General features: G+C 66.9%; 22 protein-coding genes and 1 tRNA gene. 11 read left to right on the top strand and 12 right to left on the bottom strand.

Features of this window, described 5'->3' with window-relative positions; genetic code table 11:
- Positions 1-43 precede the first annotated feature (43 nt).
- Positions 44-625, bottom strand: a complete 582-nt coding sequence (locus tag EJI01_RS03080) for a tetratricopeptide repeat protein (protein WP_126835617.1) — start codon at positions 623-625, stop codon at positions 44-46.
- A gap of 192 nt (positions 626-817) precedes the next feature.
- Here EJI01_RS03080 and cysS point away from each other — a divergent pair, with 192 nt between their 5' ends.
- From cysS to EJI01_RS03050, 6 genes are all read left to right on the top strand, one after another.
- Entirely contained in the window at positions 818-2,194 is a 1,377-nt protein-coding gene (gene cysS, locus EJI01_RS03075) for a cysteine--tRNA ligase (protein ID WP_126835616.1), read from the top strand.
- Positions 2,176-2,862, top strand: coding sequence for a DNA-3-methyladenine glycosylase family protein (locus EJI01_RS03070; protein WP_409513924.1), 687 nt, complete (start codon positions 2,176-2,178; stop codon positions 2,860-2,862). Before cysS ends, EJI01_RS03070 begins: the two co-directional genes overlap by 19 nt.
- 15 nt (positions 2,863-2,877) lie before the next feature.
- Positions 2,878-3,858, top strand: a complete 981-nt coding sequence (locus tag EJI01_RS03065) for an acetyl-CoA carboxylase carboxyltransferase subunit alpha (RefSeq protein ID WP_126835614.1) — start codon at positions 2,878-2,880, stop codon at positions 3,856-3,858.
- A 32-nt stretch (positions 3,859-3,890) separates the two neighbouring features.
- Entirely contained in the window at positions 3,891-4,841 is a 951-nt protein-coding gene (tilS, locus tag EJI01_RS03060) for a tRNA lysidine(34) synthetase TilS (RefSeq protein ID WP_126835613.1), read from the top strand.
- An 84-nt stretch (positions 4,842-4,925) separates the two neighbouring features.
- Complete coding sequence (locus EJI01_RS03055) at positions 4,926-6,194, top strand: aspartate kinase (RefSeq protein ID WP_126835612.1); 1,269 nt, start codon at positions 4,926-4,928, stop codon at positions 6,192-6,194.
- Between the two features lie 22 nt (positions 6,195-6,216).
- Positions 6,217-6,309: transfer RNA gene (locus tag EJI01_RS03050), tRNA-Ser, on the top strand.
- Positions 6,310-6,401: 92 nt separating this feature from the next.
- On the opposite strand, the gene EJI01_RS03045 is transcribed toward EJI01_RS03050, so the two are convergent.
- Positions 6,402-6,926, bottom strand: a complete 525-nt coding sequence (locus EJI01_RS03045; RefSeq protein ID WP_126835611.1) for a hypothetical protein — start codon at positions 6,924-6,926, stop codon at positions 6,402-6,404.
- Positions 6,927-7,231: 305 nt separating this feature from the next.
- Between EJI01_RS03045 and EJI01_RS03040 the strand changes: the two genes are divergently transcribed.
- On the top strand, positions 7,232-7,771 hold the full coding sequence (locus tag EJI01_RS03040) for a PA2169 family four-helix-bundle protein (RefSeq protein ID WP_260602286.1): 540 nt from the start codon (positions 7,232-7,234) through the stop codon (positions 7,769-7,771).
- 50 nt (positions 7,772-7,821) lie between these two features.
- Here the strand turns inward: EJI01_RS03040 and EJI01_RS03035 are convergent, their stop codons facing one another.
- Positions 7,822-9,120: a lytic murein transglycosylase gene (locus EJI01_RS03035; protein WP_260602285.1), complete on the bottom strand. Its 1,299-nt coding sequence runs from the start codon at positions 9,118-9,120 to the stop codon at positions 7,822-7,824.
- A gap of 93 nt (positions 9,121-9,213) precedes the next feature.
- Here EJI01_RS03035 and EJI01_RS03030 point away from each other — a divergent pair, with 93 nt between their 5' ends.
- Positions 9,214-10,188, top strand: a complete 975-nt coding sequence (locus EJI01_RS03030) for a Bug family tripartite tricarboxylate transporter substrate binding protein (RefSeq protein ID WP_126835610.1) — start codon at positions 9,214-9,216, stop codon at positions 10,186-10,188.
- A gap of 21 nt (positions 10,189-10,209) precedes the next feature.
- Here the strand turns inward: EJI01_RS03030 and EJI01_RS03025 are convergent, their stop codons facing one another.
- Genes EJI01_RS03025 through EJI01_RS03015 form a run of 3 tightly spaced genes read right to left on the bottom strand, consistent with a single transcriptional unit; the run spans position 10,210 to position 12,996 of the window.
- Positions 10,210-11,496, bottom strand: a complete 1,287-nt coding sequence (locus tag EJI01_RS03025) for a TRAP transporter large permease (protein ID WP_126835609.1) — start codon at positions 11,494-11,496, stop codon at positions 10,210-10,212.
- Complete coding sequence (locus EJI01_RS03020; RefSeq protein ID WP_126835608.1) at positions 11,490-11,981, bottom strand: TRAP transporter small permease; 492 nt, start codon at positions 11,979-11,981, stop codon at positions 11,490-11,492. Before EJI01_RS03020 ends, EJI01_RS03025 begins: the two co-directional genes overlap by 7 nt.
- A 13-nt stretch (positions 11,982-11,994) precedes the next feature.
- Positions 11,995-12,996 carry a C4-dicarboxylate TRAP transporter substrate-binding protein gene (locus EJI01_RS03015; RefSeq protein WP_221885626.1) on the bottom strand — a complete coding sequence of 334 codons (1,002 nt, stop codon included), beginning with the start codon at positions 12,994-12,996 and terminating at the stop codon, positions 11,995-11,997.
- 83 nt (positions 12,997-13,079) lie between these two features.
- Between EJI01_RS03015 and EJI01_RS03010 the strand changes: the two genes are divergently transcribed.
- From EJI01_RS03010 to EJI01_RS03000, 3 genes are read left to right on the top strand one after another with little or no spacing between them, the layout of a single operon-like run.
- Entirely contained in the window at positions 13,080-13,931 is an 852-nt protein-coding gene (locus EJI01_RS03010) for an IclR family transcriptional regulator (RefSeq protein WP_165031698.1), read from the top strand.
- Positions 13,928-14,698 (top strand): SDR family NAD(P)-dependent oxidoreductase, encoded by a 771-nt coding sequence (locus EJI01_RS03005; protein WP_126835606.1) that lies wholly within the window; start codon positions 13,928-13,930, stop codon positions 14,696-14,698. The genes EJI01_RS03010 and EJI01_RS03005 overlap by 4 nt, the downstream gene beginning before the upstream one ends.
- A 46-nt stretch (positions 14,699-14,744) precedes the next feature.
- Positions 14,745-14,927 carry a hypothetical protein gene (locus EJI01_RS03000; protein ID WP_126835605.1) on the top strand — a complete coding sequence of 61 codons (183 nt, stop codon included), beginning with the start codon at positions 14,745-14,747 and terminating at the stop codon, positions 14,925-14,927.
- A gap of 72 nt (positions 14,928-14,999) precedes the next feature.
- Here EJI01_RS03000 and EJI01_RS02995 read toward each other — a convergent pair whose 3' ends face one another.
- The 6 genes from EJI01_RS02995 to EJI01_RS02975 form a co-directional block, all read right to left on the bottom strand.
- Positions 15,000-16,244, bottom strand: coding sequence for an NAD(P)/FAD-dependent oxidoreductase (locus tag EJI01_RS02995; protein WP_185878790.1), 1,245 nt, complete (start codon positions 16,242-16,244; stop codon positions 15,000-15,002).
- 68 nt (positions 16,245-16,312) lie between these two features.
- Positions 16,313-16,489 (bottom strand): hypothetical protein, encoded by a 177-nt coding sequence (locus EJI01_RS28615; protein WP_185878789.1) that lies wholly within the window; start codon positions 16,487-16,489, stop codon positions 16,313-16,315.
- Positions 16,490-16,605: 116 nt separating this feature from the next.
- Positions 16,606-17,412 (bottom strand): PPK2 family polyphosphate kinase, encoded by an 807-nt coding sequence (locus EJI01_RS02990; protein ID WP_126835603.1) that lies wholly within the window; start codon positions 17,410-17,412, stop codon positions 16,606-16,608.
- 49 nt (positions 17,413-17,461) lie between these two features.
- Positions 17,462-17,887: an RNA-binding S4 domain-containing protein gene (locus EJI01_RS02985; protein WP_126835602.1), complete on the bottom strand. Its 426-nt coding sequence runs from the start codon at positions 17,885-17,887 to the stop codon at positions 17,462-17,464.
- A gap of 5 nt (positions 17,888-17,892) precedes the next feature.
- The gene (locus EJI01_RS02980) at positions 17,893-19,305 is read right to left on the bottom strand and encodes a sensor histidine kinase (protein ID WP_126835601.1); all 1,413 of its coding nucleotides are present in this window, start codon (positions 19,303-19,305) and stop codon (positions 17,893-17,895) included.
- Positions 19,302-19,982, bottom strand: coding sequence for a response regulator transcription factor (locus EJI01_RS02975; protein WP_126835600.1), 681 nt, complete (start codon positions 19,980-19,982; stop codon positions 19,302-19,304). Before EJI01_RS02975 ends, EJI01_RS02980 begins: the two co-directional genes overlap by 4 nt.

Genomic DNA, 19,982 nt, shown 5'->3' with positions numbered 1-19,982 from the left:
AAGAGCGCTGCCCGTGCCGCTCTCGCGGGCAGGCGGCGGGTGCTTATTGGCGAACGGGCTTGCGGATGACGCTCGTCGCGGGCGGCAGTGCGCCGGAGGTCGGCGTCGTGAAGAGCTGGCGGATCAGCGCGAGCTTGGGCGCCACGGTGGTGTTGCCGGCTTCGAGCTGTTGCGCGCGGCCATAGGACTGGCCGGCGAGGCGGGCATAGACATCGCCCAGGTTTTCGTGCGCGGTGGCGTAGCTCGGGTTGAGCTTGATCGCCATTTCGAGCGCGGCGCGGGCCTTGTCGAACTGGCTCTGCGCGGCGTACAGCGCCGCGAGGTTGTTGTAGGGCTCGGGCAGCTCGGGGAAATCCTGCGTGAGCTGCGTGAACACCGCGGTCGCGTCGGCCTGCTTGCCCTGCTCGGTCAGGATCACGCCGCGCAGGAAGCGCATTTGCGGATCGCGCGGCTTGCCTGCGATGTAGGCATCGGCTTTTGCCAGCGCTTCTTGGGACTTGCCCTGACGCAGCAATGCGTTGACATCGGCATAGTCGTCGGCTTGCGCCGCACCGGCGGCGAGCACCAACAGGAGGGCCGAAAGAATGCGCAGAACCATGGGGAAGGGGAGAGCGGCGTGCTTCATGAAGCCTCGAGAGATGGGGGAGACGCGGGCCTCGAAAACACCCGGAAAATATCCGGCGGCGGCCGTTTATACTGCGGTGGATTGTAGCCGAGGGGCCGCGTTCAACCCCTTGTCGCAACAGCATCCACACCCCTGAAAAACCCCTGTCGCCACCCGTATCGCATGGGTGCGAAACGACGCGTTCCGAGCCTCATGAGTCTTCGCATCTACAACACGCTCTCGCGTGAGCTGGAGGAATTTTCTCCTTTGCAACCCGGCCGGGTGCGCATGTACGTGTGCGGAATGACGGTCTACGACTACTGCCACCTGGGCCATGCGCGCTCGATGATTGCTTTCGACGTGGTGCAGCGCTGGCTGAAACTGTCAGGATTCGAGGTCGACTATGTGCGCAACATCACCGACATCGACGACAAGATCATCCGCCGCGCGGTGGAGAACGGGGAGAGCATTCGCGCGCTCACCGACCGCATGATCGACGCGTTGCACGAGGATGCCGATGCGCTGGGCATCGAGCGGCCCGCGCACGAACCGCGCGCGACCGAGTTCATTCCGCAGATGCTGTCGATGATCGCCACGCTCGAGAAAAAGGGCCTCGCCTATCGCTCGACCAACGGCGACGTCAACTACGCGGTGCGCAAGTTCCCGGGCTACGGCAAGCTCTCCGGCAAGACGCTCGACGAGCTCCACGCCGGCGAGCGCGTGGCCGTGCTGGACGGCAAGGAAGATCCCCTCGACCCCGTGCTCTGGAAGAGCGCGAAGCCCACAGAGCCCGACGAGGTCAAGTGGTCCAGCGATTTCGGCGCCGGCCGTCCCGGCTGGCACATCGAGTGCTCGGCCATGGCCTGCCAATTGCTCGGCGAGACCGTCGACATCCACGGCGGCGGCATGGACCTGCAGTTTCCGCATCACGAGAACGAAATCGCGCAGAGCGAGGGCGCGAGCGGCAAGCCGTTGGCCCGCGTTTGGATGCACAACGGCTTCATCAACATCGACGACGAGAAGATGTCCAAGAGCCTGGGCAACTTCTTCCTGATCCGCGATGTGCTCAAACAGTACGACGCCGAGACCGTGCGCTTCTTCGTCGTGCGTGCGCACTATCGCAGCCCGCTCAACTACAGCGATGTGCATCTCGACGATGCGCGCGCCTCGCTCAAGCGGCTCTATACGGCGCTGCAACTGGTGGCGCCGGCCGCGGTCGCGATCGACTGGTACGAGCCCTACGCCGCACGCTTCAAGGCGGCGATGGACGAGGACTTCGGCACGCCCGAAGCGGTTGCGGTTCTTTTCGACTTGGCCGGCGAGGTGAACCGCACGCGCTCGGCCGAGGCCGCCGGGCTGCTGAAGGCGCTGGGCGGCTGCCTCGGCCTGTTGCAGGCCGATCCGCAGCAATTCCTGCAGGCCGGCAGCACGCTCGACGATGCCGCGATCCAGGTCCTGATCGCCGAGCGCGCCGAGGCCAAGGCGGCGAAGAACTTCGCGCAGGCCGACCGCATCCGCAACGATCTGCTCGCCCAGGGCATCGTGCTGAAGGACTCGCCGACCGGTACGACATGGACCGTGTCCAAGTAAGGGACCGAGAAGAAAAAATGCCTGCCGCCAAGAAACCGACCATCGAAGTCTTCACCCCCGACTACTGGGAAGAAGCTTGCAAGCACTTGGCCAAGAAGGACCGCGTCATGAAGCGGCTGATCCCGCAGTTCGGCGACGCCTGCCTGGAGTCGCGCGGCGACGCCTTCACCACGCTGGCGCGCAGCATCGTGGGCCAGCAGATCTCGGTGAAGGCAGCGCAGTCCGTCTGGGATCGCTTCGCCACGCTGCCGCGCAGAATGACGCCCGCCAACGTGCTGAAGCTCAAGGTCGACGACATGCGCGCCGCCGGCCTGTCGGCGCGCAAGATCGAGTACCTGGTCGACTTGGCCCTGCATTTCGATTCCGGCATCGTGCACGTCGACGCCTGGGAAGACATGTCCGACGAGATGATCGTCGCCGAGCTGGTCGCGATCCGGGGCATCGGCCGCTGGACCGCCGAGATGTTCCTGATCTTCCACCTGATGCGGCCAAACGTGCTGCCGCTGGACGACGCCGGGCTGATCAACGGCATCAGTCAGAGCTATTTCTCGGGCGACCCGGTGAGCCGCAGCGATGCCCGCGAGGTCGCGGTTGCCTGGGCACCATATTGCAGCGTCGCGACTTGGTATATTTGGCGATCGCTCGACCCGCTACCGGTCGCATACTGACAACAGGAGAAGACGTTGGCGAAACGAACCTTCCTCGACTTCGAGCAACCCGTTGCGGAGCTCGAATCCAAGATCGAAGAACTGCGCTATGTACAGACCGAATCGGCGGTCGACATTTCGGAAGAGATCGATCAACTCAGCAAAAAAAGCCAGCAGCTCACCAAGGAAATCTACAGCGACCTGACGCCGTGGCAGATCACCAAGATCGCGCGTCATCCGGAACGGCCCTACACGCTCGACTACGTGGGCGAGATCTTCACCGACTTCGTCGAATTGCACGGCGACCGCCACTTCGCGGACGACCTGTCGATCGTCGGCGGCCTGGCGCGCTTCAACGGCACGCCCTGCATGGTGCTGGGCCACCAGAAGGGCCGCGATACCAAGGAGCGCACGGCACGCAACTTCGGCATGAGCAAGCCCGAGGGCTACCGCAAGGCGCTCAGGCTCATGAAGACCGCCGAGAAATTCAAGCTGCCGGTGTTCACCTTCGTCGATACGCCGGGCGCCTATCCCGGCATCGATGCCGAGGAACGCTGCCAGTCCGAGGCCATCGGCCGCAACATCTTCGAGATGGCACAGCTCGAGGTGCCGATCATCGTCACCATCATCGGCGAGGGCGGTTCCGGCGGCGCGCTGGCGATCTCGGTCGGCGACCAGGTGCTGATGCTGCAGTACTCGGTGTACTCCGTCATCAGTCCCGAAGGCTGCGCCTCGATCCTCTGGAAGACCAGCGACAAGGCCCAGGAGGCGGCCGATGCCCTCGGCATCACTGCGCACCGGCTCAAGGCCCTGGGCCTGGTCGACAAGATCGTCAACGAGCCGGTCGGCGGCGCGCACCGCGACCACCGGCAGATGGCCGCCTTCCTCAAGCGCGCGCTCAACGACGCCTTCCGCCAAGTCGGCGACCTGAAGCCGAAGGAGCTGCTCGACCGCCGCTACGAGCGTTTGCAGAGCTACGGCCGCTTCGCCGACACCAAGGCCGAGAGCGCCAAGTAGCCCGCGCGGCCGTTCCCGGCCTGCTACCTCCGATGCAGAATCCCGCCGCCCCAGCGCTCGCGTCCTGGGCGGCGCCCTTGCCGCTGGGCATCGCCTACAGCGGCGGTGCCGACTCCACGGCGCTGCTGCATGCCGCGGCGCAGCGCTGGCCCGGACAGATCCAGGCGCTGCATGTGCATCACGGCCTGCAGCACGCAGCCGACGACTTCGAAGCCCATTGCGCCGCCACGTGCAGCGCCCTGGGCGTGCCGCTGCACGTGGGCCGCGTCGATGCCCGGCACGCACCCGGCGAGAGCCCCGAAGATGCCGCGCGCCGGGCGCGCTACCAAACGCTGGCCGCGCTCGCCCAAGCCCATGGCCTGCAGCATGTCGCGCTGGCGCAGCATGCCGACGACCAGGTCGAGACGATGCTCATCGCGCTCAGCCGCGGCGCCGGCCTCGACGGATTGGCCGGCATGCCGCCCCGGATCGAGCGCCATGGCGTCGACTTCCACCGTCCGATGCTCGAGGTGCATGCGAGCGCGCTGCGCGAATGGATTGCCGCCAGCGCCACCGCGCACATCGACGACCCCAGCAACACCGACCTGCGCTACACGCGCAACCGCATCCGCCTGCAGGTGCTGCCGACGCTCGCAGCCGCCTTGCCGCAGTTTCGCGAAACCTTTGCGCGCTCGGCGCGCAACGCGGCCAAGGCTTCGGGCCTCCTGGCCGAGATCGCTGCGCAGGACATCGCCACCGCGGGTTCGCCGCCGACGCTCGCCGCATTGCGTGCGCTGCCGCGCGAGCGTCTTGCCAATGCGCTGCGCCACTGGCTCAAGCGCGAACACGGCGCGGTGCCGAGCGAGGCCCAGCTCGATCAGCTGCTCGACCAGATCGCGGCTTGCAGCACGCGCGGCCACCGCATCCGTCTCAAGGTTGCCGACGGTTACCTCCTGCGCGAGGGCGAGTTTCTGCGTTGGTACAATGCCCGTCCCCTGCCGTAGCCCTCAGCCTTCGCGCTGAACGGCGCCCGGCGGAACACGGATGCCGGCATGCGGCATCCGAATCCTTCTGTCCTGACTTCACCCATGGCATTGATCGTTCACAAATACGGCGGTACGTCGATGGGCTCGACCGAGCGCATCCGCAATGTCGCCAAGCGCGTCGCCAAGTGGGCACGCGCCGGCCACCAGATGGTGGTGGTGCCGAGCGCCATGAGCGGCGAAACCAACCGCTTGCTCGGCCTCGCCAAAGAGCTGGCCCCGCCCAAACCCGGCGACGACCACAACCGCGAGCTCGACATGCTGGCTTCCACCGGCGAGCAGGCCTCGTCGGCGCTGCTGGCGATCGCGCTGCAGGCCGAGGGCATGCAGGCAGTCAGCTATGCCGGCTGGCAGGTTCAGGTCAAGACCGACAGCGCCTTCACCAAGGCCCGCATCGAAAGCATCGACGACGAGCGCGTGCGCGCCGACCTCGACGCCGGCAAGGTCGTTGTCGTCACCGGCTTCCAGGGCGTCGACGACGCGGGCAACATCACCACGCTGGGGCGCGGCGGCAGCGACACCTCGGCGGTCGCGATCGCGGCGGCGATGAAAGCGCACGAGTGCCTCATCTACACCGACGTCGACGGCGTCTACACCACCGACCCGCGCGTCGAACCCGATGCGCGCCGGCTGACCACCGTGAGCTTCGAAGAGATGCTCGAGATGGCGAGCCTGGGCTCCAAGGTGCTGCAGATCCGCTCGGTCGAATTCGCCGGCAAGTACCAGGTGCCGCTGCGCGTGCTGTCGAGCTTCACGCCGTGGGACATCGACATCCAGGAAGAAGCCCGCTCCGGCACCCTGATCACTTTCGAGGAAGACGAAAACATGGAACAAGCCGTCGTATCCGGCATCGCATTCAACCGCGACGAAGCCAAGATCTCCGTGCTCGGCGTGCCGGACAAGCCCGGCATCGCGTACCACATCCTCGGCGCCATCGCCGACGCGAACATCGAGGTCGACGTCATCATCCAGAACCTGAGCAAGGACGGGCGCACCGACTTCAGCTTCACGGTGCACCGCAACGACTACGCGAAGGCGGTCGACCTGCTCAAGGCCAAGGTGCTGCCCACGCTGGGTGCGGCCGACATCGTCGGCGACACCAAGATCTGCAAGGTCAGCATCGTCGGCATCGGCATGCGCAGCCACGTCGGCGTCGCGAGCAAGATGTTCCGCGTCCTGAGCGAGGAGGGCATCAACATCCAGATGATCTCGACCAGCGAGATCAAGACCTCGGTCGTGATCGACGAAAAGTACATGGAGCTCGCGGTGCGCGCGCTGCACAAGGCCTTCGATCTCGATCAACCGGCCGCCTAAGCTGGCATAATTGCTGTTTCCAGGAACTGTGACCGAGTGGCCGAAGGTGCTCCCCTGCTAAGGGAGTATGGGGTGTAGAGCCTCATCGAGGGTTCGAATCCCTCCGGTTCCGCCAGTAATGCCTCCATGAATATCCATGGAGCTGAAAGAGCCCAAGAGAATCAAAACTCTTGGGCTTTTTTGCGTCCGGCGATGCCCATCCAGCTCCTATTCGACACCGTCGCACATCCGCTTGCTGTCTTGCCCTGTGCTGACGATGACCACCTTCCCCCCGCCGTCGACGTTGACATTCGTGCATCCTTTTTGAGTGCTGCTGCCCGCCCCGGGGATCGCACCGAGAATTTCATTGGTGGCAGCAACCGCCTTCTTCACGCCCTCCCAGGTTGTCTCCAGAAAGCTTCTTGCCAGGACCTGAGGCGGTCCCTTCACATCGACGATGACCACCTCGGCCTGAGCTGCACCCTCCACTTGGTAGCGGACGCCGCCTGGAATGGCGCGAAGAGCCTTGGCCGTTGCACCGTCTGGCAACTTGATCCCTGTTTGGAGTTCCGGGTTGGCCTTCAGGAAATCTTGGACCTGTCGCGCTGACGCGTTGGCTCGTCTGGGGACTGGCACCTGTGTGCCCGGCGGGCTCAGGATGGCTGGAGGCGTTGGCGCAAATTGCGCCTGCGTGAGACCGGTCAGCCCAAAGCCTGAGAGGAAGATCACCACTACGGCCAAGTACCTGGTCATGATTGCTCCCCATGCCCAGCCCCTCGCCGGGCTCAGGTCATATTAGGTATCCAGCGCCGCAGCGACAAGCCGAACGGGTGGAGGTCTGGCTGCGCTCTGCGGTGCTGATCACCGTAGCAGTGCCGCTTCGGCGGCAAGTGAGAAGGAGGCGCTGTTCGCGGTAGGGCAAGGCTGCCGGAAGACGCCCGCTGTCGGATTCGGCCTGCGCTTACAGGCGCCTTCGCGAGGGGACGACGTGAACGGCGGCCGCCGCCGTAATCATGATCCTCATCGACCTTGCATCGAACAACTCCAGGGAGACAAGCATGGCCACCAGCAACGATCTTCCCGTCCTCGCTGACGGATCAGTCGCCGCAGGCGCGAATCCGGCCGTCATGCGCTGCGACGATGAGACGCTCGAAGTGCTGAACGATCTGCTCGAGAATGCGCGCAACGGAGAGTACGGGTTTCGAACTTGTGCGAAGGAGCTGCCTGCCGGATCGAGCCAGAGGCAAGCGCTCAACCAGCGCGCCTCGCAGTACCACGAAGTCTGCGACGGACTGGCGCAACTGATACGCCGCCACGGCGGCTTGCCGGCCGAGGGCGGCACCACGGGCGCGGCGATTCACCGGCGGTGGGTGCATGTGAAGGGCGCGATTGGCGCCAACAGCGAGTTGTCGATCCTCGAAGAGTGCGAGCGCGGCGAAGAGGCAGCCATGGTGCGCTGCCTGCAAGCGATAGAGCGGAATCTGCCACCCGACGTCCGCGATTTGATCGCCCGCCAGGCTGCGGCCGCGCAGGAAAGCCGCGATCGGATCAGAACGCTGTGCGACCAGGCTCGCACCGGCGGTCGATCGAAGGCCTGAACGCCGGCAACGTGAGGCGCGTGACGCGTCCGCGCAGCGCTGACCTCCGCCTAATGTTCCTGCAGGCGCTGAAGCAGCTCCGCGCTCGGATAGCCGTCCGCGGGCAAGCCGACACTGCGTTGATAGCGGCGCAGCCCTTCACGGGTCGCCGGGCCCATGACACCGTCGGGCGCTCCGCTGGCAAAGCCACGCTGATTGAGCGCGGTCTGCAGCTCGAGCAGCTGGCTGCGCGTGAGCGCGGCCAGATCCCGCGGCCAAGGCGCCTGCACGCCCGAGCCGCCGGCGAGCCGCTGCGCAAGAAGGCCGACCGCGAGCGCATAGCTGGTCGAGTTGTTGTAGTGCAAGATGGCACGGAAGTTCGATCCGACCAGGAAGGCCGGCCCGCGGGCTCCCGCGGGCAGCAAGATCGTGCCGTCGGCAAACTCCGGCAGCGGCTGGCCGTCCACGGTGCGCAGACCCTCAGTGGCCCATTGAGCGGTCGGCTGGCGCACGGTTGCGTCGGCGCGGCCATAGTCGAAGCCGGTCGGCAAGCGGACCTCGACGCCCCAAGGCTTGTCCGCCTGCCAGCCCGAGCGCGACAGGAAGTTCGCGGTCGAAGCCATCACATCGGCCATGCTGCCCCAGATGTCGCGCCGCCCATCGCCATCGGCATCCACCGCGTAAGCGACGAAGCTCGACGGCAGGAACTGGGTCTGGCCCATGGCGCCAGCCCAGGAGCCGATCATGCGTTCGCGCTCGATGTCGCCGTTGTCGACAATCTTCAGCGCCGCGAGCAGCTCGCTGCGCGCCCAGTCCTCGCGGCGTCCCTCGAAACCCAGCGTCGCCAGCGCGTCGATCGTCGGGGTACTGCCGTAGTTGCTGCCGTAGTTGCTTTCCATGCCCCAGATGGCGACCACGATGCTCGGCGGGACGCCGTAGCGCGAGGCCGCTGCTTCGGCTTCGTTGCGAAGCTGCAGCAGCTTGTCCTGCCCAGCGGCGACGCGTTGAGTCGTCACGGTGCTCTCGAGGTAGTCCCAGACCGTGCGCGTGACTTCGGGCTGCGCACGATCCAGTTCGATGACGCGCGGAAGATATTGGACGTTGTCGAATGCGCTGCGCAGCGTTGCCTCGCTGATGCCCGCTGCGCGCGCGGCGGTGCGGAAATCCGCAACCCACCGTGCGAACCCCTGCGGGAGCGCCGCTCCGCCCGCGGCCGCGGGAAGGTTCGCGCTGGATGACTGCGATGGTGCCGTAGATGGCGCGGAAGCGCAGGCTCCCAGCAGCGCGATCGCGAGCGCTGTGGGAACAAGGCGGGGGAAACGCAGCGGCGGGCAATGGTCTTGGTGCATGCCGTTGATTTTCGCCTTCATGCAGGGACTGCGAGGCAGCGCCATCGGGATTTCCGCGAGGAGCAAATGCAGCGGGGAACTGCGAAGCTTCTTCGGACGACACAGGAGACCCTCATGCAACGTCGAATCATGCTGTACGCGGCCATCGCTGCCGCCGCTTCTGCCGCGATGCCACTCGCGGCGCAGGACAAGTGGCCCAGCAAACCCATCACCTACGTCGTGCCCTTCGGAGCCGGAGGGACCACCGACATTCTGGCGCGCCTGGTCACGAGCAAGGCAGGGCCGTCGCTGGGAACCACCTTCGTCATCGAGAACAAGCCGGGCGCAGGCGGAGGAATGGGAACGGACTACACGGCGAAGGCGGCGCCGGATGGCTACACCATCCAGGGCGGCACCATCAGTTCGCACGCGATCAACGTGAGTCTCTATTCGAAGCTGCCATACGACCCGATCAAGAACTTCCAGCCGATCACCATGATCGGATCCATGCCGAACGTGCTGGTGGTACGCGCCGACAGCCCGTTCAAGACCGTGCAGGACGTGATCACGGCGATTCGAAGCAAGCCCGGCACGGTCAGCTACGCCTCTTCAGGCAACGGCACTTCGCAGCATCTCTCTGGCGTGTTCTTCGAGCAAACCAGCGGCGGCAAGATGGTGCATGTGCCGTACAAGAGCAGCGCCGAGTCCTTGAATGGACTGCTGTCCGGCCAGGGACCCGAGCTCATCTTCGAGAACCTGGCACCGGCCCTGCCGCAGATCAAGGCAGGCAAGCTGCGCGCTTTGGCGGTGACTTCCGAGAAACGCGCAGCGCAGCTGCCCGAGATTCCGGCCATGGCCGAAACCATGCCCGGGTTCAGCGTGGTGTCGTGGCAGGCGATCTTTGCGCCGGCTGGCGTGCCGAAAGCCATCGTCGACAAACTTTCTGCCGAGTTGATCAAGGTGGTGAACGACCCGGAGGTGAAGTCCAAGCTGATGGAGCAGGGCATCGAGCCCGGAGGCATGACGCCTGCCGAGCTGGCGGCCTTCCAGAAGACTGAAATCGACAAGTGGGCGCGCGTCATCAAATCGGCCAACCTCAAGCTGGATTGAACGTCGCCATTGCCGACCGTCCTAGCCTTTTCCGAAGATCAGATCCGGCACCAGCAGCACGAGCTGCGGCACGAAGACCAGCAGCGCCGTCACGGCGCTGACGACCGCGAGGAAGGGGAGCGACTCGCGCGTGTATTCCCCGATAGGGCAGCGCAGGATGGAACACACCGCGTACATCGCAGAGCCGACCGGCGGCGTGAAGTTGCCGATGGTGGCGGCAATGATGAACACCAAGCCGAAGTGCACCGGATCGACACCCAGCTCGGTGACCAGGGGCAGGAAGATCGGCGTCAGCATGATGATCAGCACGGTGCCGTCGATGAAGCATCCGGCCACGAGGATGAACAGCACCACAAGCACCATGATCAGCTCGGGGTTGTCGGTAAGGCCCAGCAGCGCCGCAGAGACTACCTCCGGCACGCGCTCGAAGACGATGCCGTAGCCGAAGATCGCCGAGAGCGCGAGCAGGAACATTACCGAGCCGATGTCCATGAGGCTGCTCTCCAGCGCTTCGCGCATGGCGGCGCCTTGCAGCTGGCGGTAGGCCGCGAGGCCGATCACCACTGCGTAGACCACGGCAAAGGCACCGATCTCCGACGGTGTGAAGATGCCGAAGCGCAGGCCCACCAGCAGGAACACCGGAAACAGCAGGGCCCAGATGCCGCCCCAGGCGGCGGCGCCGATCTCGCGCGCGCTCGGCCGCGTGGCGCGCTCCGGCGCATAGCCGCGGCGCCGGGCCGTCGCCGATATCGTGAGCGCAAGCGCTGTCCAGAGCATCAACGCCGGCACGAAACCTGCCGCGAACAGCCGGCCGATGGACACCTGGCCGACGGTGCCGTAGAGGATGAAGCCGATACCCGGCGGAATCATCGGCGTGAGCACCGAGCCGAAGGAGAGCACGCCTGCCGCATAGCCGCGCGAGAAGCCGCGCTTGCGCATCTCGGCGCCCAGAATGCGCGCCTGCATGGCGGCATCGGCGATGCAGGAGCCGGAGACGCCGCCCATGAGCGCAGCCATCGCGACCGACACCTGCGCGAGCCCGCCGGTGAGCCGGCCCGCCAGCACGCCGGCCAGCCGCAGCAACTGCTCGGTGATGCCGGACTTGTTCATGAAGTTGCCGGCCAGAATGAAAAGCGGCACGGCCAGCAGCGCGAAATTCTGCGTCTGCGTGATGGTCAACTGGATCGGAATGGTGGAAGGCAGCTCGGGGTGCTGCACGAAGAACAGGGCGCCCGAGATGCCGATGGCAAAGGCCACCGGCATGCCCATCAGCAGGAACACCAGGAAGGCCAGCGAAACGATCAGCACTGCGCCGCCTTCGCCCCATGCTCCGTGCGGGCGAACTCGCTGCGCGCCTTGAGAACGGTCGTGACGAGCAGCAGCAAACCGCCGACCGGCATGCTCATGGTGACCCACGAATAGCTGATCTCCGGGATGCCCTGGAAGCTGCGCGCGCGGCTGATCCACGACAGCCACAGGCCCATGGTCGTCACATAGAGCAGGAAAGCGCCGATCAGCAGGTAGTTTGCAAGGCGCAGCAGCTTCTGCCATCGGGGCGACAGCCTGCCGGTCAGGACTTCGACCGACATCAGCGCGTCGCGGCGCCAGGCCACATCCGCGCACAGGAAGCAGGCCCAGGCGAACAGGCAGGTGGCCGCATCGGTGGTCCAGTTCAGCGGTTCGCCAATGAGGCGGGCGATGCCGCCGCTGAAGATCAACAGGACCATCGCGACCAGGAAGGTCGCGGCCACGCGAGCCTCGACGCGCAGCAAGGCCTGATAGAGCTTCTTCATCGGCTCGCCGGCTTCACTTCTTGCCGATCTCCTTGTGCACCGCGTCCCGCACGCCGCTGAGCTTGAGGGCCTCGTACGCCTGCTCGCCGGCCTTGCGGAAGGCTGCAAGGTCCACGTCTTCCACAACCGTCATGCCGCGGCCCTTGAGCTGCTGCTTCACTTCGGCTTCGAGGCGCAGGATGGTCTTGCTGGTGTCTTCGCCGGCCTTGTCGCATTCCTCCACCAGCGCCGACTGGTAGTCCTTGGGCAGGCCGTCGAACCACTTGCTGCTCACCACCTCGAAGTTGATCAGCATGATGTGCCGGGTCTCGTTCGCGTACTTCAGCACTTCGTAGAAGCGCCCGCCGGGGATGTTGTTGTAGACCAGCTCGACGCCGTCGATGGCTTTCTGCTGCAGGGCCGGGTACATCTCGCCGAATGCCATGGCGACCGGCGCCGCACCGAGCGCGCGCACCGACTCCTGCCAGATCGGCGCCGGCGGCGTGCGAATGCGCTGGCCCTTCAGGTCTTCTGGCTTGCGCACCGGCTTGTTGGTGAAGAAATGGCGATAGCCCTGCACCCAGTTGAAGCACACCACCTTCAGGCCATGCTTGCTGGCGAGCTCCTCCTGCCACTTGAGCACGCTCGGCGCCTTGCGCAGCTTCGCGACTTCTTCGAGCGTCTCCGCGAAGTAGGGGCCGTTCATCACGGCGATGGCCGGCACGTAGTTGCCGAGGCGCGCGGAATCGGTGTTCTGCCCCAGGTTCGCACCCTGGCGGATCTGCTCGATGATGTCTTCTTCCTTGCCGAGCTGCGCGCTGTGGAAGACCTCGATCTTCAGCCCGCCCTTGGTGCGCTCCTCGACGCGCTTGCCCCAGCGGATGAATCCCTCGTGGTACGGCTCCTTCGGCCCGAGCACGTGGTTGAACTTGAGCGAGAAGGTCTTGGCTGCCTGCGCCTGGACATCGGGGAAGGCCAGCGCCGCGAGCATGCCGAGCACGGCGACGAGAGGGCGCATTGCGTTGTTCGCATTCATCTCTTGTCTCCTGTGGCGGACTTTGGAGACCACCTGGTGCTATTCTAGAAAATGAAACATACATGGCAATAGCGTTTAAGACTATGAAACAGCTCCCCGGGCGCGCCGCGCGCGTCCGTTCGAAGGCGTCCTCTACGGACGCCGGCCCGAGCACCCATCGATCCCTCGAGCGCGGCCTGGCCGTGCTCGAGCTGCTGGCGGGTACGGCCGGCCCGGTCGCGCTGACCGATGCCGCGCGCCGCCTGGGCCTGCATCGAAGCACGGCCCACCATCTGATGCAGACCCTGGTGGGCCTGGGCTGGCTGCGTCAGGAAGAGGAGACGCGCAGCTATGCCCTGACGGCGAGGCTGCATCAGCTCACCGAGCGCAGATGGAGCGCCGAGCAGATCGGGGATCTGGCGCAGCCCTACCTGGAGCGGCTGACGCGGGAGACCGGCGAAGGCAGCAGCGTGGCCGTCTGGACCGGCGGCAAGGTGACCATCGCGGCCAAGCGCGAAGCCGACGGGCCGGTGCGCGTGGTGCAGGACGTGGGTGCGGTGCGCCCGATCTACTGCACCGCGGTCGGCAAGGCGCTGGCCGCCTGGCTGCCGCGCGCCGAGGTCGTGGCTGCGCTGGCGCGCGAGCCGATGCGGCCGCTCACGCCCAAGACCATCACCACGCCGGAGGCGTTCGAGAGCGAGCTGCGCCGCATTCGCAACGCGGGCTACGCGCTCGACGACGAGGAGCAGTTCAAGGGCTTGCGCTGCATCGCCATGCCGGTGTTCTGCTACACAGGCGAGGTCGTGGCGTCGATGTGCGTGTTGGGGCCTCGGCAGCGCATGACGCATCAGAAGCTGCTGGCCGTGCGCACGCCGCTGGCAGTGCTGGCGCGGGAACTGTCGGAGCAGTTGGGCTTCGTTCGCATTCCGCCATCCCACCGAGGAGAGAACGCATGACGCACGAGGAACGCTTCACGCTCGAAGGCCTGCAGGCGCTGGTGATCGGCGGCGGCAGCGGCATCGGCCGAGCCATCGCGGTCGGCCTGGCCGATGCCGGCGCCGATGTCCACGTGGCCGGCCGCCGACCGGAGATGCTGGCGCAATCCTGCGCGCTGATCCAGTCGCACGGCGCCGAGTCGAGGGCCTTCTGCGTGGACGCAGCGGACTTGCAGGCGCTGGAGCAGCTGCGCGCAGACGTGATCGGGTCGGTGGGCCTGCCCGACGTGCTGGTCAACGCGCAGGGCGTCATGCGCCTGAAAGCGGCCGAAGAATACGACGAGGCGGACTACGACCGCATCATGGACACCAATGCGAAGAGCGTCTGGTTCGCCTCGACGCGCTTCGGATCGGCCATGCTCGAGCGGGGCAGCGGCTGCATCATCGGCATCGCCTCGCTCGCGTCGTTCCGCGGCTTTGCGCGCAACGGGATCTATTGCATGAGCAAGCACGCGGTTCGCGCACTCACCGAAACTCTTGCCTCCGAATGGGCCGCACGCGGCGTGCGCGTCAATGCGATTGCGCCGGGCTTCTTCATGACGGACCTCAACAAGGACTCGATGACCGACGAGCGGAAGCAGAGGGCCATGTCGCGCATTCCGATGGGCCGCTTCGGCGAGCTCGATGAGCTCGTCGGCGCTGCGGTGTTCCTGGCGTCGCCGGCGGCGCGCTATGTGACCGGCGTCACGCTGGCAGTGGACGGGGGCTTCCTCGCGGCCGGGATGTAGGCAGGCGCGGCTCGACGCGCAGCAGGTCCTGGGGTGGCGGGCTGCGATGAACACGGCCACGCCACCGATCGGCGCGAACGTCCACGCCGCCTCCTGCGTCGCAGCGGCTTTCGCGAAATGGGGTGTCGAGCCAAGCGCCGGCAGTCCCGAGGATTTCGGCAGATACATCGTCGAAGAGTCAAGGCGCTGGCGCGCGACGGTTGCCAGCGGGGCATTGACCTTCGAGTAGCTGCTCGCGGTCTCCGAGGCCGCTTGATCCACCCGGTCCGACCGGCAGACATCCAAAAGCTGAATCCCGTGTTCAGCTTGCCTCCCGCGCGGCGAGCATGCCGTCGGCGATGCGCTGCGCGGTGTTGATGGAATCCGTGAGGCCGAGGTGCCCGTGGCCGACGGCGAGCCACAGGCCGGGCCGGCCGGCGGCGGGGCCGATGACCGGCACCGAGTCGGGCATGCAGGGCCGGTGGCCCATCCACTGGGTGGACGACAGCGCCTCGAGCCCGCCGAAGGTCTCGCGTGCGATGCGCTCGAGGATCGCGGCGCGGCGCGGCTCTGGCGGACTCGCGAGGCCGCCGAACTCCACCGTGCCGCCGACGCGCAGGCCGTCTTCCATCGGCGTGACGAAGATCTTGCGGTCGGCCAGGATCACGGTGCGCGAGACGGTGTCGCGCCCGCCGTCGAACTGCACGTGGTAGCCGCGCTGGCTCTCGAGTGCGAGCCGCACGCCGAGCGGGTCCAGCAGCCGGCGCGCCCATGCGCCGGCGGCCACCACGACCCGGTCGAAGCCGTTGGCCGCGGCATCGGCCTCCGCCGCCGTGCGCAGCTGCCAGCGGCCGTCGGCCAGCGGCGTCATCGCCTGCACCTCGTCGCGCCGCTGTTGGCCGCCGCGACTGGCGAAGGCGCGCACCATCGCCTGCACGTAGCGGAAGGGATTGACGATGGTCGCGTGGTCGGCCATGAAGACGCCGACCTGGTAGCGCTCGCCCACGCGCGGTTCGAGCGCCAGGATGCCGGCGCGGTCGAGTTGCTGAAACGGGTAGCCGTAGTGCTGGCGCATGCGCCATACGGCGGCATCCTTGGCCAGCGTCCGCGCGTCCGGATAGAGATGCAGATGCCCGCGGCGCACGAAAAGCTCGGGCACGCCCAGCTCGCGCGCCAACTGGGCGTGGCGGTCGACGGCGCCCGCGTGCAGCGCGGCCAGCTTGTCGGCCGAGAGCGCGACGCGCGAGGGCTGCGCGGAGGCGATGAAGCGCAGCAGCCAGGGCAGCGCCGTCGGCAGGTAGCGCAGCGGAAGATGCAGCGGGCCTTCCTCGTCCAGCAGCATGCCGGGCACCGAGGACAGAATCCCCGGCATCGCGAGCGGCGCCAGCGAGCCCGGGCTGATGGCCCCCGAGTTGCCGTAGCTGCAGCCGCGCCCGGGTTCGTCGCGATCGATCAGCGTGACCGCGGCGCCGCGCTTCTGCAGTGCGAGCGCAATGCAGCTGCCGACGACGCCTGCACCGACGACGGCGACGGCGAGCTGCGTTTCACGCACCGGCGCGACTGGCATCGGCAGTGGCACCAGATCTCATCAAGACCGCGCGCCATCGATGAGGAGCTGACAGATCTTTGATGAAGTCAGCGCGAGGGCGCGTCCTTGCAGTCGTCGAGCAAGGCGATCGACTGTTCGACCCGGTGCGCGATCTCGTCGTGCAGCGCCTTCGGTGCCCTGCTGGTTGCCGTCAGGAGCAGCATGCCGGTGCCCAGCGCCGCAAGAAGGCCTGTGAGCAGCTCTGAATAGGTGAAGACGTCCATCTTTGTCTTGGGGTTGGTGATGGCCCGGAATCGAGCGAGCGCGAAGTCTCTCACCGGGCCCAAGCCCTTTCAATACGCCATTTGGGGGAGAAAAGCGGCCAGGACCCTTGACGGCCCTACTGAACGATCAGCCCCTCCATGGCCGGGTCGCCGGGCGGCGCCTTGAGCTTCATCTCGCGCAGGGTCTTGACGAGCAGCTGCGCGATCATCAGGTTGCGATGGCGCTTGCTGTCGGCCGGCACCACGTGCCAGGGCGCATGGTCGCTGGAGGTGGCGGCCAGCGCCTTCTCGTAGGTGCGCTGGTAGTCGCCCCATTTCTTGCGCACGTCCAGGTCGTCGAGCTTGAATTTCCAGCGCTTCTCGGGCTCGTCGATGCGCGCCTGCAGGCGTTCGCGCTGCACGTCCTTGCTGATGTGCAGCATGCACTTGACGATCACGGTGCCCGTTTCGGCGAGCAGCCGCTCGAAGTCGTTGATCTGCGCGTAGCGGCGCCGGGTCTCGGCCTTGTCGATCCAGCCTTCGACCACCGGCACCAGCACGTCCTCGTAGTGGCTGCGGTTCCAGACCATGATCTCGCCGCTGCGCGGCACCACGGCGTGGCAGCGCCAGAGAAAGTCGCGCGCGCGTTCGTCCTCGGTCGGCGCCTTGAAGGCCGTCACCCGCACGCCGAGCGGCGAGGTGCGCGAGAACACCCAGCGGATGGTGCCGTCCTTACCGCTGGTGTCCATGCCCTGCAGCACCAGCAGCAGCTTGCGCCGGCCCTCGGCATGCAGCAGGTTCTGCAGCTCGTCGAGCTCGCTCGCCAGCGTATCGAGCCGTTCGCGCTGCGCGTCTTCGGGTCCTTCGATGAAAGCCGTATCGGCGGAATCGATGGATTGCAGCCTGAAGTTGCTGCCGACGCGGAAATTCTTGAAGCTGGCCATGCGCAGGGACTCCTTGCGAAAACAACGAGTCCGAGAGGGTACGCGATGTTCAGCTGTCGTCGGGGTCCAGCGAGGCGCTCCAGCGGCTGTCCCAGTCGACGCGGCGCGCGTCGTCGAGCTCGCGCCGGTTGCGCTTGGTGGGCCGCCCCTGCTCGATGCTGAGCGCCGGCTCGCTGCCCATGCGGCGCTGCTCGCGTGCAGCCGCCTGCGCCGCCAAGCTCTCGGGCGTTTCTTCGTAGAGCTGCTGCGCCACCGGCGCCGGGCCGCGCTGGCCGCTGAGGCCGCGTACCAGGACGATGCGGCTCAGGGGGCCGAGCCGCATCGCGACCGTGTCGCCCACCTTCACCTCGCGCGAAGCCTTGGCCACGTCGCCGTTGACCTGCACGCGGTTCTTTGCGATCTCTTCGGCCGCGAGCGAACGCGTCTTGAAGAAGCGTGCGGCCCAGAGCCACTTGTCGATGCGAAGTCGATCCATGTACTTCAAGTATCGCGCGCCAGCGGGAGATGCACGACGGCATCCAAGCCGACATGCTGTCCGCCTGCTTCCCGGTTCTCGAGCGCGATGCGCCCGTCCAGGGCGAGCACGATCTCGCGGCAGATCGCCAGCCCGAGTCCGGAGCCGCTGACCAGGTCGCCGGCCGCGAAGGGCGCGAAGAGGCGCTGCCGCAATTCGTCGGAGATGCCGGGTCCGTCGTCGCGAACTCCGAGCACCGCCATATCGCCCTCGGCATGCACACGCACCGCGAGCGCACCGCCGCGCGGGCTGTGCTTGATGGCGTTGTGCAGCAGGTTGCGCGCCAGTTCCTGCAGCATCCAGCGATGCGCGCGCACCCACACCGGCGCCGCGTCGACCGAGAGCTCGAAGTCGAGCGCCTTGTCCGCCAGGAGCGGCGACACATCGAGTGCCACCTGGCGCACCGCCTCGCCGAGCTCCAGCGTCACCGACTCGGGCTGCTGCCGCAGCTGCTCGACCTTGGCGAGCGAGAGCATCTGGTTGGCAAGCAGGGTCGCGCGCTCCACCGTTTCGCCGATCTCGTCCAGCGCCTGCGCGGTCGGCACGTCCCCGCGGCGCGCCGACTGCACCTGGGCCTTGAGCACGGCCAGCGGCGTGCGCAGCTGGTGCGCGCTGTCGCGCACGAAGCGCTTCTGGTGGTCCAGCAGCCGCTGCAGCCGGCCCATGACGCGGGTGGTGGCGTCGACCATGGGGCGCAGCTCGCGCGGCGCGTCGGGCGCGTCTATCGGCGAGAGATCGTCGGCGGCCCGGGCCTCGATGGCTTCGCCCAGCTGGCGCACCGGCCGGGTAGCGCGCTGCACCACGAACACGGTGACCCCCGCGATCACCGCCAGCAGCACCAGCTGGCGCCAGAGCATGTCGACGAGCAGCTTGCGCGCCAGCGTCTCGCGCAGCTCCAGCGTCTCGGCCACCTGCACCACCGCCATGCCGCGCCCGCGCGCGCTCGCCACCGGCTGCAGCAGCACCGCCACGCGCACCGGCTGTTCGCGGAAGCGCGCATCGTAGAAGTCCACCAGCGCCGCGTAGGGCGGGCGGTCCGGCAGCTTGCCGCGCCAGAAGGGTAGCTCGGCAAAGCCCGAGATCATTTCGCCGTCCTGCGCCGAGACGCGATAGAACATGCGGCTCTTGTTGTCGGCCTCGAAGGCTTCGAGCGCGGAGTAGGGAACGATGGCGCGCAGCGAGGCATCCTCGTCGTAGCCCTCCACGTCGAGCTGCTCGCCGATGGTCTTGGCCGAGGCGAGCAGCGTGCGGTCGTAGGCGGTGGTCGCGGCCGCCAGGCTCTGGCGATAGAGGCTCACGCTGTTGATCACGATGAACAGCGCGACCGGCGCCAGGATGCCGACCAGCAGCCTGGCGCGCAGCGAGAAAGGCCGGATCATCGTTCTTCGCGCAGCAGATAGCCCAGGCCGCGCAGCGTCATCAAGGCGGCGCCGGTGCCCGCGAGCTTCTTGCGCAGGCGGTAGACGACGACCTCGATCGCTTCGTACTGCACGTCCGCCTCGCCGGGAAAGACCAGCTCGAACAGGCGCTCCTTGCTGACCGCGTGGCCCGGCTTGACCATCAGCGCCTTGAGCAGCGCGAGCTCGCGCGGCGTGAGCTCGAGCACCTCGGCACGGTGGTAGATCGCGCCGCTGTCGGCTTCGTAGCGCAGTCCGCCGACCTGCGGCAGCTGGGTCGCGGCTTCGGGCCCGGCGCTCTGGTGGCGCCGGTGCAGGGCGCGGATGCGCGCTTCGAGTTCGTCGAGGTCGAAGGGCTTGGGCAGGTAGTCGTCGGCACCCGCGTTGAGGCCGACGACGCGGTCGCCGACCGTGCCGCGCGCGGTCAGGAGCAGCACCGGCGTGCGCAGGCCTTCGGCGCGTGCCTGGGCCAGCACCTGCAGGCCGTCGAGCGTGGGAAGGCTGAGGTCGAGCGCCACCACGTCGGGCTCGAGGGCGCGCCATTGCGCGAGCGCCTCGGCGCCGTCGCCGCAAAGACGCACGTCGATCATGCGGCGCCCGAGCGTGCGCTGCAGCGTGGTTTGCATCGACGGATCGTCTTCGACTAGCAGCAGCTTCAT

This window comes from Variovorax sp. MHTC-1, from assembly GCF_003984645.1.
GTDB lineage: Bacteria > Pseudomonadota > Gammaproteobacteria > Burkholderiales > Burkholderiaceae_C > Variovorax.
This window is presented reverse-complemented; position numbering and strand designations above follow the sequence as displayed.